This is a genomic window from Streptomyces sp. AM 4-1-1, assembly GCF_029167625.1.
Lineage (GTDB): Bacteria > Actinomycetota > Actinomycetes > Streptomycetales > Streptomycetaceae > Streptomyces.
Window position 1 is genome coordinate 162,133 of the sequence record NZ_CP119145.1, and the last position, 12,085, is coordinate 174,217.

At 71.8% G+C, this 12,085-nt stretch carries 8 protein-coding genes; 3 read left to right on the top strand and 5 right to left on the bottom strand.

The features are described 5' to 3' along the window. The first annotated feature begins 124 nt into the window (after positions 1-124). On the top strand, positions 125-2,428 hold the full coding sequence (locus PZB75_RS00785; protein WP_275533320.1) for a terpene synthase family protein: 2,304 nt from the start codon (positions 125-127) through the stop codon (positions 2,426-2,428). Between the two features lie 78 nt (positions 2,429-2,506). On the opposite strand, the gene PZB75_RS00790 is transcribed toward PZB75_RS00785, so the two are convergent. Further along, a complete protein-coding gene (locus PZB75_RS00790) occupies positions 2,507-3,007 on the bottom strand; it encodes a hypothetical protein (protein ID WP_275533321.1) in 501 nt (166 codons plus the stop codon). A 208-nt stretch (positions 3,008-3,215) separates the two neighbouring features. Here PZB75_RS00790 and paaK point away from each other — a divergent pair, with 208 nt between their 5' ends. Beyond that, a complete protein-coding gene (paaK, locus tag PZB75_RS00795; protein ID WP_275533322.1) occupies positions 3,216-4,529 on the top strand; it encodes a phenylacetate--CoA ligase PaaK in 1,314 nt (437 codons plus the stop codon). Between the two features lie 121 nt (positions 4,530-4,650). Here paaK and PZB75_RS00800 read toward each other — a convergent pair whose 3' ends face one another. The 3 genes from PZB75_RS00800 to PZB75_RS00810 form a co-directional block, all read right to left on the bottom strand. After that, a complete protein-coding gene (locus tag PZB75_RS00800) occupies positions 4,651-6,156 on the bottom strand; it encodes an acyl-CoA synthetase (protein ID WP_275533323.1) in 1,506 nt (501 codons plus the stop codon). A 117-nt stretch (positions 6,157-6,273) separates the two neighbouring features. Further along, the gene (locus PZB75_RS00805) at positions 6,274-6,591 is read right to left on the bottom strand and encodes a hypothetical protein (protein WP_275533324.1); all 318 of its coding nucleotides are present in this window, start codon (positions 6,589-6,591) and stop codon (positions 6,274-6,276) included. Then, positions 6,588-7,451, bottom strand: coding sequence for an isocitrate lyase/PEP mutase family protein (locus PZB75_RS00810; RefSeq protein ID WP_275533325.1), 864 nt, complete (start codon positions 7,449-7,451; stop codon positions 6,588-6,590). Before PZB75_RS00810 ends, PZB75_RS00805 begins: the two co-directional genes overlap by 4 nt. 352 nt (positions 7,452-7,803) lie before the next feature. Here PZB75_RS00810 and PZB75_RS00815 point away from each other — a divergent pair, with 352 nt between their 5' ends. After that, positions 7,804-9,675, top strand: coding sequence for a serine hydrolase (locus PZB75_RS00815; protein ID WP_275533326.1), 1,872 nt, complete (start codon positions 7,804-7,806; stop codon positions 9,673-9,675). A gap of 24 nt (positions 9,676-9,699) precedes the next feature. On the opposite strand, the gene PZB75_RS00820 is transcribed toward PZB75_RS00815, so the two are convergent. Continuing rightward, a complete protein-coding gene (locus PZB75_RS00820) occupies positions 9,700-11,952 on the bottom strand; it encodes a serine/threonine-protein kinase (RefSeq protein WP_275533327.1) in 2,253 nt (750 codons plus the stop codon). Positions 11,953-12,085: the final 133 nt, after the last annotated feature.

Genomic DNA, 12,085 nt, shown 5'->3' on the forward strand with positions numbered 1-12,085 from the left:
AGGAGCACCATTTGTGTGACTAATTCCTGGTGTGCGTGGGCCGTATGGGTGAGGGGTAGTGCTCGCGGGACATGACCGGTCCGCGCGAGCACCGCGCGGATGTCTCTCGAGAGGCCGGACGCACATGGCACAGCCCTTCACCCTGCCGGAGTTCTACGTTCCGTATCCGGCGCGGCTCAATCCCCATCTGGAGGACGCCCGACGGCACACGAAGGAGTGGGCGCGCCGGATGGAGATGCTGGAGGGGTCCGGCATCTGGGAGGAGAAGGATCTCGACTCCCACGACTACGCGCTGCTGTGCGCGTACACCCACCCCGACTGCTCGGCCGAGGCGCTGTCCCTGGTCACGGACTGGTATGTGTGGGTCTTCTTCTTCGACGACCACTTCCTGGAGCTGTTCAAACGGAATCCGGACCGGGAGGGCGGCAAGCGGTATCTCGACCGGCTGCCGGCGTTCATGCCGATGGAGCGGGGAGCGGCGACGCCCGAGCCGAGGAACCCGGTCGAGGCGGGGCTCGCGGATCTGTGGCAGCGGACGGTGCCCGGCATGTCCGACGGCTGGCGGGCCAGATTCGCCGAGGCCACCGAGAACCTGCTCAACGAGTCCCTGTGGGAGCTCTCCAACATCAACGAGGACCGGATCGCCAACCCCGTCGAGTACATCGAGATGCGGCGCAAGGTCGGCGGCGCGCCGTGGTCGGCCGGGCTCGTGGAGTACGCGGCGAACGCCGAGGTACCGGCCTCCGCGGCGGGGTCACGGCCGTTGCGGGTGCTCCGGGACGCCTTCTCGGACGCCGTTCATCTGCGCAACGACCTGTTCTCGTACCAGCGGGAGGTGGAGGACGAGGGGGAGAACAGCAACGGTGTCCTGGTCCTGGAGACGTTTCTGGGCTGTTCGACCCAGGAGGCCGCGGAGGCCGTCAACGATCTGCTGACCTCGCGGCTCCAGCAGTTCGAGAACACCGCGCTCACCGAACTCGGTCCGCTGTGCGCGGAGAAGGGCCTCGACCCGGCGGAGACCGCCGCCGTCCTCGCGTACGTCAAGGGACTTCAGGACTGGCAGTCCGGCGGCCATGAGTGGCACCTGCGCTCCAGCCGGTACATGAACGGCGGCGGGGTGGAGAGCCCCGTGCCGCTCGGTCCGACCGGCACCGCGGGCTCGTCCGTTCCGTTCGGTTCGCTCGGCGCGTTCGGTTCGTCCGCCCCGTTCGGTTCGCCGGGCTCTCTGCGCTCGCTCGGCTCTGCCGCGTCGATCCGGCTGACGCCACGCTCCGAGATCGCCCGGTGGCGCGGCCATGCCCATGTGCCGTACCAGTACGTGGGCCCTTCCCGGCTGCCCGACTTCGAGATGCCGTTCACCACGACCCTGAGCCCGCACCTGGAGGGCGCGCGGGTGCGGCTCGTCGAGTGGGCGCATCGCATGGGGCTGCTGGAGTCACAGCCCGGGGTACCGGGCTCCCAGGTGTGGGACGAGGAGAAGATCGTCGCGTTCGACCTGCCCCTGTGCGCGGCGGGGCTGCACCCCGACGCGACCGCGGACGAGCTGGACCTCTCGTCGGGGTGGCTGGCGTGGGGCACCTACGGGGACGACTGGTTCCCGGTGGTGCACGGCCGGACCCGTGATCTGGCCGGGGCGCGGGCCGCCAACGAGCGGCTCTCGCTGTTCATGCCGGTGGACGGGGCGGCCGTCGTGCCGGAGCCGGTGAACGCGCTGGAGCGGGGGCTGGCGGACCTGTGGCGGCGGACCGCGGAGCCGATGGCCGAGAACGAGCGGCGCACGTTCCGCACCTCGGTCGAGTCGATGACCGAGAGCTGGCTGTGGGAGCTGGCCAATCAGGCGCAGAACCGGATTCCGGACCCGGTGGACTACATCGAGATGCGTCGGATGACGTTCGGCTCCGATCTGACGATGAGCCTGTGCCGGCTGGGTCACGGGAAGCAGGTCCCGGACGAGATCTACCGGAGCGGGCCGCTGCGTTCGCTGGAGAACGCGGCGGCGGACTACGCCTGTCTGCTCAACGATGTCTTCTCGTACCAGAAGGAGATCGAGTACGAGGGCGAGGTGCACAACGGTGTGCTCGTCGTGCAGGACTTCTTCGGCGTGGACTACCCGACCGCGCTACGGATCGTCGGGGATCTGATGAACTCGCGGATGCGGCAGTTCCAGCATGTCGCCGAGCACGAACTTCCGGTTCTGTACGACGACTTCGGCCTGGACGCGGAGGCGAGGGAGATCCTGGCCGGGTACGTCGTGGAGCTCCAGCACTGGATGGCGGGCATCCTGATCTGGCATCGCGGCTGCCGCCGCTACCGCGAGGAGGATCTGCGGCGCGGCACCGGTTCGCCGTTCCGCCTGAGCGGGCCCACCGGGCCGGGAACCTCCGCCGCACGGGTTCCGGCGTCGTTCGCCCGATACGCGATGAGCTGACCGGTCCGGCCCGCCGTGCGGACGACGCGGCGGGCTTCCGTGTCCTGGTGGGCGGCGGGACCCGGCGGTACCGCCGCCTCAGCCCTGCTGGAACAGTTCGGCGGGCAGCGGCTTCAGGAGCGCGTACAGATCGTCGGTGATCGGCCGGTCCCAGCTGGCGATGGTGACGAGTACGCCGTCGCTGCGGTCGAACTGCACACAGGAGATCCGGCTCTCGGAGAGCTTGACGCGTCGCACGATCAGCAGGTTGTCCCCCTGCATCACCGGTACGTCCTCGGTGCCGGTCACCTCGACCGGCTCGTCGTTCTCCAGTGCCAGCAGCAGCTGGGCGACCTCGAAGGGGACCTGGCCGTCCTCGGTCTCGCGGGCGGGCGAGCCCTCGGGGAGGTTCCCGATGACCATCGCCGGGCCTCGGCCGCCGAACAGGTCGTAGCGCAGAAAGACACCCTGGCAGCTCCCGTCGGGCGCGGGCAGCAGACCGGCGCCGAGGTTTCCGGGCCAGTCCCCCGGGTCCATGGCCAGGACGTCGAAGTCCGGGCCCGCGGGTGTGGCGGCGCTACGGCGGCGGAGGAAGGACATGGGGACATGGTACGTGTCCCGGGCGGTGCGGCCGAGCCGGGCGGGACCGGCCCGCCGCGGGCAGGCGGACGGAGCGGAGGGCGGCCGCGCTCCCGCCGGTACGGGATGTCGCCGGGACCCTTGCCAGGTCGTGGATGATCCTGAATTACTGCTCCCGGAAGAAACGACCGAATGATCGGTCGACCGCCCCCGGGAGAGGATGAGGCGCATGACAGCTGCGCTGGACGCCGCGGAACGACTCGGCCGCGACGAACTGGAGGCCCTGCAGCTGGAACGGCTCCGCGCCACACTGCGCCACGCGTACGAGAAGGTCGCCTTCCACCGCACGGCCTTCGACAAGGCCGCGCTCCGGCCCGAGGACTGCCGGACCCTCGCCGACCTGTCCCGCTTCCCCTTCACGGCCAAGGCCGATCTGCGGGACAACTATCCGTTCGGGATGTTCGCGGTGCCCGAGGACCAGGTGCGGCGGATTCACGCGTCCAGCGGCACCACGGGACGTCCCACCGTCGTCGGGTACACCGAACGGGACCTGGACATCTGGGCCGATCTGGTCGCCCGCTCGATCAGGGCGGCCGGCGGGCGCCCGGGGCAGAAGGTCCATGTGGCGTACGGCTACGGCCTGTTCACCGGCGGGCTGGGCGCGCACTACGGGGCGGAACGGCTCGGCTGCACGGTCATCCCGGCGTCCGGCGGCATGACGGAGCGTCAGGTCAGGCTCATCCAGGACTTCCGGCCGGAGATCATCATGATCACGCCCTCGTACATGCTGACGCTGCTCGACGAGTTCGAGCGGCAGGGCGTCGATCCGCGGTCGACCTCACTGAAGGTCGGCATCTTCGGCGCCGAGCCGTGGTCCGAGGAGATGCGCCGTGAGATCGAGGAACGCCTCGCGATCGACGCGGTCGACATCTACGGACTGTCGGAGGTGATGGGGCCCGGCGTCGCGCAGGAGTGCGTGGAGACCAAGGACGGGCCGCACATCTGGGAGGACCACTTCCTCCCGGAGATCGTGGACCCGCTCACCGGTGAGGTGCTGCCGGACGGGGCGGAGGGCGAGCTGGTGCTCACCTCGCTGACCAGGGAGGCGATGCCGGTGGTCCGGTACCGGACCAGGGATCTGACCCGGCTGCTGCCGGGGACGGCCCGTTCCTTCCGGCGGATGGAGAAGGTCACCGGCCGCACGGACGACATGCTGATCGTGCGCGGGGTGAACGTCTTCCCCACCCAGATCGAGGAGGTCGTGCTGCGGACGCCCGCACTGGCACCCCACTTCCAGCTGCGGCTGACCCGGACCGGGCGGCTCGACGCGCTGACCGTACGGGCGGAGGCGCGCGGCGGGACGACCCCGGAGGAGCGGGCGACCGCCGCGCTGTCCGTCGCGGCGGGTGTCAAGGAGGGGGTGGGACTCTCGGTCGGGGTCGAGATCGTGCCCTTCGGGACGCTGGAGCGTTCGGCGGGCAAGAGCAGGCGGGTCGTGGACGAACGCGAGGGGCGGGGCGGGGGCCACGGGGCGGGGCACTGAGGGGCGCGGGCAGACCACGCCGGGGTCACTGAGGGCGCGGACGGTCACGCCGGGTGGGTCTCATCGCGGGGGCGGGCGGGACCGCCCGGCAGGTCACCGAAGGCGCGGGCGGGTGCCGTTCTCAACCGGCGGCGAAACGGTCCCGCAGTTCCCGCTTGAGGATCTTCCCGCTCGCGTTGCGTGGCAGTGCGTCCACGAAGAGGATTCTCTTCGGCGCCTTGAAATGGGCGAGCCGGTCCCGTACATGGTCCAGGAGCTGCTGCTCGGTGGCCTCCTCGCGCAGCACCACGACGGCGGTGACGGCCTCGATCCAGCGCGCGTCGGGCAGTCCCACGACCGCGGCCTCGGCGACCGCGGGATGGGTGTAGAGGGCGTCCTCGACCTGGCGGGAGGCGACCAGGACTCCCCCGGAGTTGATGACGTCCTTCACCCGGTCGACCACGGTGAAGTAGCCGTCGGCGTCGCGGACCGCCAGGTCACCCGAGTGGAACCAGCCGTCTCGGAACGCCTCGGCCGTCTCCTCCGGCTTGTCCCAGTACCCCTCGCACAGTTGTGGCGAGCGGTAGACGATCTCGCCGGGCGTGCCGTCCGGCACCTCCTCACCGTTCTCGTCGACGGTCTTCGCCTCGACGAACAGCACCGGACGCCCGCAGGAGTCCATCCGGCCGTCGTGCTCGTCGGGTCCCAGGACCGTGGCGAGCGGGCCGATCTCGCTCTGGCCGAAGCAGTTGTGGAAGGCGAGTGACGGCAGACGGGCCCGCAGCCGTTCCAGCACGGGCACCGGCATGACCGACGCACCGTAGAACGCCTTGCGCAGGGCGCCGAGGTCACGGCGCGCGAAGTCCGGGTGGTTGGCGAGGCCGATCCAGACGGTGGGCGGGGCGAAGAGGCTGTCCGCCTGCCCGGCCTCGACCAGGTCGAAGATCCGGTCCGGTTCCGGCGCGTCGATGATGGTGTTCTCCGCGCCGACGGCGAGGTAGGGCAGCAGGAACACATGCATCTGCGCGGAGTGGTACAGCGGCAGGGCGTGGACGGGCCGGTCGGTGGCGCGCAGGCCGAGTGCCGTGATCGCGCTGACGTACTCGTGGACCAGGGCCCGGTGCGTCATCATCGCCCCCTTGGGCAGGGCGGTGGTACCGGAGGTGTACAGCAGTTGCAGCAGGTCACCGGCGTCCGGTACACGTTCGGGAGTGAAGGACCGCGGGTCGGCCAGCTCGTCGAGGAGCGAGTGCGGCGCGCCGCGCAGGGCGCGTACCGGTACGCCGTCCGGGACGCGGTCGGCGAGGTCCGGGTCGGTGAGGACGAGAACGCTGCCGGACTGGCTCAGGAGGTACGCAAGGTCGTCGCCCGTGAGGTTCTGGTTGACCGGTACGTGGACCAGCCCGGCGCGGGCGCAGGCGAGGTAGGCGATCAGATAGACGTCGGAGTTGTGCGCGTAACAGGCGACCCGGTCGCCGGGGCGCAGGCCGTGGTCACCGACGAGCACGGCGGCCGCGGTGCCGACCGCCGTGTCCAGGGCCCGGTAGGTCCAGATCCGCTCGGCGTACCGGACGGCGGTGCGCTCGGGAGCGCGTCGCGCGCTGCGGGTCAGGACGCCGTCCACCGTGCTGCCGCGTACACCTGTCATGGCGTGATCCTGGGGGGCGGCGCCCCGCGGGTCAAGGGTTCGCGCGCCGGACGGCGCCGCCGGAGCCGGGCGCGGACGGACCGGACCGCCCGCCCGCGCCCGACCGGCTGGTGCCGCTCAGTCCTCGTCCTCGTCGCCCGGACGGTCCGGGTTGATCAGGGTGTCCATCAGGTCGACCGCGCTGCCGTCGTGGTCGCTGCCCGCGGTGCCACCGCCCGTCTCGATGTTCGCCGTCCGGTCGATCTCCAGCCAGGAGTCGGCCTCGGAGTTGTCGATCAGGGTCAGGAAGCTGGTCGACGCCTGGGCCGGTGCGGCGCCGGCCGCGAGAGCCGCGACGGCCGCCGCCATGGCGGCGGCCGTGACCGCCGCCGCGCGGGCGCCGTGACCGCGCGGAGGCGACGCGGGACAGGCCCGCACGCCCCGTACGCCCCTCATGCCGTCACGCCTTCGCGCTCGACGTGGTGCCGGCTGATGTTCCTGGCCAGTAGTTCGGTGGACTCGCGGACACCGACCTCTCCGCTGTCCCCGGTGGCGGGCAACCGCCCGTCGGCGAACTTGAGTTCGGCCAGGGCCGTGTCCATCGCGCGGTGCGCGGCGAACAGGCACGGTGTGCTGTAGATCGCCACGTCGACCCCGAGTTCCGTCAGTTCGGAGAGGGAGAGCCGGGGTGACTTGCCGCCCGCGATCTGATTGAAGAGCAGTGGCTTGTTCCCGACGACCGCGCGGACCCGGCGAATCCACTCGACGCTGCGTACTCCGTCGACGAGGATCACGTCCGCGTCGGTGGCGGCCAGGGCCTCGGCGCGGCGCAGGATGTCGTCCGGCTCGGTGGCGTCCGTGCGGGCCACGACGAGCAGGTCGGTGCGGCTGGCCAGCACCATGTTCAGCTTGTCGAGGTATTCGGCTAGGGGCAGGACCTGCTTGCCGTCCGCGTGCCCGCATCTGCGGGGGCGCTTCTGGTCCTCCAGGATGACCCCGGACGCGCCGATGCTCTCCAGGCGCCGCACCACATGGCAGGCCACCTCCGGATCGACGTAGCCGTCGTCGATGTCGACGAGCAGATGGTGCTGCGGGAAGGCGCCGCGCAGCCGCTCGACGAAGGCGACCATGTCCGGCCAGGCGATGAACCCGATGTCCGGCAGGCCGTAGTACGACGCGGCGAAGCCGAAGCCCGACACGAAGAAGCCGTTGTAGTGCCCGGCCGCGACAGACGCCGAGTACATGTCGTAGACGCCGATCAGGGGTGTCGTACCCGCTGTGGCGACCTCGTCACGCAGCTTGCTTCCGTATGTCATTCGTTGTCCTTAGCTCTGTGTGGAGAGGCGGCCGCGCACGGACCCGGCGGGCGTGCGGCACACACCGGGACGAACTTCCGCGCGGCACGACGCTTCTTTGCCGAATCCGAACGGGTTCCAGAGTCGCGGAAGTCGGAATCCATATCCAGCTTTGCCCTGTCATGACCTTCTATTTGCTCAATAATTCCCCCTTGGGGAGGGCGAAGAGGTGGCTGTGCTGACGGCGGTATCACCGGTCGCCGGAAACCGGCGGCGGCCGGCCCGGGGGCGGTGGGAGGGTGGGATGGGCGAGGGCGGTGGCGGCGACGCGGTCCGTCCCCGGCGGCGTACCGGCGGTCGAGAGGAGTTCGGGATGACGGACGGCACCACGGCGCGAGGGGTCGGGCGGCGGAGGGTGGGTGGCGGGATACTGGCTCTGGGCGGAGCGCTCGCCCTGGCCCCGGTCCCGTTCGCCCGGACGGCGGCCGCCATGGAACCGGGCACGGGAGCGGATGCGGTGGGCGACGGAATGGCGGGCGGGCGTCCGGGCTCGGGGAGCGGCGCGGAAACCGGTGACGGGGCGCCGACACTGCGGCACGGATCAGCGGCGCGCGCCGGGCTGTTGGCGGGCCCGCTGGATCAACTGGTCCGCGAGGCCGAGCGGTTCCTCGGCCCGTCACCCACGCACCCCTGGTACGCGGGCGCGGTGCTGCTCGCGGGACGGGGCGGCACGGTCGCGCTGCACCGGGCGATCGGTTTCGCGGTGCGCTACACGGCGTACGACGAGAAGACCGGCGCCGGGGTGGAGTTCCCGGAGGATCAGCGGATCGCGGCAACCGAGGACACCGTCTTCGACCTGGCCTCGGTGTCGAAGCTGTTCACCTCGCTGCTGGCCGTGCAGCAGATCGAGCGCGGCCGGCTGCGGCTGGAGGCCACGGTCGCCTCGTACCTCCCGGACTTCGCGGGCGGCGGCAAGCAGGACGTGACGGTCCGGCAGTTGCTCACACACACCTCGGGTTTCCGCTCGTGGATACCGCTGTACGGGGAACCGACCCGGGAGGGAAAGCTGCGGCTGCTGTGGGACGAGGTTCCCGCGACCGAGCCCGGCACGGCGTATCTCTACTCCGATCTCAATCTGATCTCGCTGCAACTGGTCCTGGAGAGGATCACCGGTCGCACCCTGGATGTGCTGCTCCGCGACGAGATCACCGCTCCGCTCGGGATGCACCGCACCCGCTACAACCCGCCGGCGTCCTGGCGGCCCGGGATCGCCGCCACCGAGGACGCCCGGCCGCCCTGGTCGGGGCTGGACCGGGGGCTGGTGTGGGGCGAGGTGCACGACGAGAACGCGTACGCCCTGGGGGGTGTCGCGGGGCACGCCGGGGTGTTCTCCTGCGCCTGGGACCTCGCGGTCCTGGCCCGCGCGCTCCTCAACGGCGGGGCCTACGGACGGTCCCGTATCCTCTCCGCCGACTCGGTGGAGCTGCTGTTCACCGACTTCAACACGGCGTTCCCCAACGACGCGCACGGACTCGGTTTCGAGCTGTATCAGCACTGGTACATGGGGGCGATGGCCACTCCGCGCACCGCGGGGCACACCGGTTTCACCGGCACCAGTCTGGTGCTCGATCCGACGACCGACTCGTTCCTCGTCGTGCTGGGCAACTCCGTGCATCCGTTGCGTGACTGGCGCAGTGGCAGCGCCCCGCGCGTCGCCACCGCGAACCAACTGGCGCGCGCCGTGCCGGTCAGGGCGCCCCGGGGCCGTGCCGCGTGGTTCTCCGGCATGGCGAGCGGCGCGTCCGCCACGCTCACGCTGCCCGCGCTGCGGCCGGGTTCCGCGCGGGCCCGGCTGACCTGCGCCCTGTGGTGGGACACCGAGCCCGGTTCCGATCTCCTCGTCCTGGAGGCGTCGGCGGACGCGGGTACGAGCTGGCGGCCGGTGCCGTTCACCACCGTGCCGGGCGGGGGGACGCGCCACCCGGAGCCCGAACCGCGTCCGGAGGGCACGGTGTCCGGCTGGTCCGGCCGGGTGTGGCACCGGCTGAGCGCCGATCTCGCCGCCTGGCGCGGCACGGAGGTGCGGCTGCGCTGGCGGTACGTCACCGACCGGCTGTACGTGGGCCGCGGGGTGTACGTCGACGCGATCCGGGTCGAGGACGGCGGCCGGACGGTCTTCGACGGGACCAGGGCCGCGGACGGCCGTCGCGTCGAGGCCGTGGGGTGGACGGCGTCCCGGGACTGACGGGGAGACGAGGGGGACCACGGGTCAGGGGGCGGGCGCGCCCCGTTCCTGGCGGAGCGCCGCCACCCGGCGGTACAGCTCCGCCGCCTCCGTGGCCCGGCCGAGCTGTTCCAGACAGTGCGCCTCGTCGTCGCGCCCGGCCAGCGTCTCGGGGTGGTCGGCGCCGAAGACGCGCTCGCGCGCCTCGGTGACCTGGCGGTACCGGGCCAGCGCCGCCGCCCAGTGCCCGAGCCAACCGAGGGCCACCGCGACCTCACGGTGGCTGACGAGCGTGTCGGGGTGGTCGGCGCCCAGCAGGCGCTCGCGGATCGCGTGGATCTCGCGGGACTCGGCCAGGGCCTCCTCCCAGCGGGCCAGCCGGCCCAGGCCGACCCCGAGGCCGTGCCGGGCCCGCAGGGTCTCCGGGTGCTCGGGTCCGCTGACCCGGGTGCGGTCGGCGACGAGCGCGCGGTACAGCTCGACGGTCTCCGCGCCGCGCCCCAGCCTGCCGAGGCTGATACCGACCTCGTAGCGGGCGGCCAGGGTGTCGGGATGGTCGGAGCCGAGGGCCCGCGCCCGGGCTCCCGCGACTTCCCTGTAGGCGTGCAGCGCTTCCGTCCAGCGTCCCAACTGGCCCAGCGTGTAAGCGACTTCGTACAGCGTGGCCAGGGTGTCCGGATGGTCGGAGCCCAGTACCCGGGCCCGGTCGGCCGCGACGTCGCGTGCCATCCGGTGCGAGTCCTCCAGCCGCCCGAGCCGGCTCAGGTTGAAGGCCAGGTTGTGGCGGCAGCGCAAGGTGTCCGGGTGGTCGGGGCCCATCGACCGTTCCCGGGACGCCAGCACCGCCGCGTACACCTGGTGGGCCTCGAAATGACGGCCGAGTCTTCCCAGTACGTACGCCGTCTCCTGACGGGCCGCCAGTGTCTGCGGATGATCCGGCCCCAAGGTGCGGGCACGGCCCTGGGCGACCCGGTCGAAGGCACGCAGCGCGTCCGCGTCGCGCCCGGTGCGGCTGAGGGTGAAGCCGACCTCGTAGCGGCTGGCGAGGGTGTCGGGGTGGTCGGTGCCCAGCAGGCGTTCGCGTTCGGCCGCGACCGCGCGATGGGTCTCGCCGGCCTCCTCCCAGCGTCCGAGGCCGCCCAGTTCGACACCGGCGGCATGGCGCTCCGCGAGGGTGGCGAGCAGTTCGGGCGACGGGGCGGGCGGGGCCGCCGGGAACCCGCCGGCCGCGGACCGGACTCCGTCTCCGGTCGTCCACGCGACCGCCAGGCCCGCCGAGTGGTCGGGAGCGGGGACGGGGCAGGAGGGACCGACCGCCCGGCGGCCGCCCGTCAGCTCCTTGGCCCAGGGCGGCGAAGACGGTTCGGCGGGGCGCCCCGGGTGGACGAAGGACGTGGGCTGGAACGGCACGGGGCTCCCGCCCGGGAACGGGAGGTGCGTCTGTTCCCCGGTACGACCGGTCGCGAGGCGGCGGCGCAGGTCGCCCGCGTCGACGGGCCGCTCCTCGGGGGCCTTGGCGAGCAGGTCGAGGACGACCCGGTCGAAGAAACCGGGGAGTTCGGCCCGGTGGGTGCGCGGCGGTTCCGGCTGGGTGTCCCGGTGGCCGACCAGCACGGACCAGGCGTCCTCCAGGTCGAAGGGAGGCACCCCGGTCGCGATCTCGTAGAGCACGCACCCCAGCGAGTAGAGATCGCTCCGGTGGTCGACCTGGCCGCCGCTGATCTGTTCGGGCGACATGTAGTGCGGGGTGCCCATCGCGATGCCGGTGCCCGTGAGACGTGAGGTGAAGCCGATTTCCCGTCCGAGGCGGGCGATGCCGAAGTCACAGATCTTCACCGTGCCGTCGGCCAGCCGCATGATGTTGGCGGGTTTGAGGTCGCGGTGCACGATGCCCTGCTGGTGCGTGTAGCCGAGGGCGTCGGCCACCTGGTCCGCGATGTCGACGACGTCGGACACCGGCAGCGGGCGCTGTGTGTTGTCCTCCAGCAGCTGGCTGAGGTTGCGTCCGTCGAGGAGTTCCATGACCAGATAGAGGACGCCCTCGTGCTCGCCGAAGTCGTGCACGACGGTCACGCCCCGGTGCTGGAGCGCGGCGGCGACCCGGGCCTCACGGCGGAAGCGTTCCCGCAGCACCCGGGTGATGGTCCGGTCGTGCTGGGCCCCCATGGGCTTGAGGCACTTGACGGCGACGTGACGGCCCAGCGCTTCGTCGCGGGCCCGCCACACCTCCCCCATCCCTCCGCGCCCGATCAGGTCGAGCAATCGGTACCGGCTCTGGATCAGCCTGGTGTCCGCCATCGCGTGCTGTCGCCCCCGTCGCGTCGTTGCGCCTGCCGTCCGCCCTCCCCGGCCCGTCCAGTATGGCCGCCCGTGCGCGCGGGCCGTGCGGGGCGGGCCGGGCCGGGCCGGGTCGTGGCGGTGGGCGCGGAGT

Excerpts from the sequence above, each read along its gene's own strand:
- PZB75_RS00785 (WP_275533320.1), top strand. The coding sequence starts at position 125 with ATGGCACAGCCCTTCACCCTGCCGGAGTTCTACGTTCCGTATCCGGCG.
- PZB75_RS00790 (WP_275533321.1), bottom strand. The coding sequence starts at position 3,007 with ATGTCCTTCCTCCGCCGCCGTAGCGCCGCCACACCCGCGGGCCCGGAC.
- paaK (WP_275533322.1), top strand. The coding sequence starts at position 3,216 with ATGACAGCTGCGCTGGACGCCGCGGAACGACTCGGCCGCGACGAACTG.
- PZB75_RS00800 (WP_275533323.1), bottom strand. The coding sequence starts at position 6,156 with ATGACAGGTGTACGCGGCAGCACGGTGGACGGCGTCCTGACCCGCAGC.
- PZB75_RS00805 (WP_275533324.1), bottom strand. The coding sequence starts at position 6,591 with ATGAGGGGCGTACGGGGCGTGCGGGCCTGTCCCGCGTCGCCTCCGCGC.
- PZB75_RS00810 (WP_275533325.1), bottom strand. The coding sequence starts at position 7,451 with ATGACATACGGAAGCAAGCTGCGTGACGAGGTCGCCACAGCGGGTACG.
- PZB75_RS00815 (WP_275533326.1), top strand. The coding sequence starts at position 7,804 with ATGACGGACGGCACCACGGCGCGAGGGGTCGGGCGGCGGAGGGTGGGT.
- PZB75_RS00820 (WP_275533327.1), bottom strand. The coding sequence starts at position 11,952 with ATGGCGGACACCAGGCTGATCCAGAGCCGGTACCGATTGCTCGACCTG.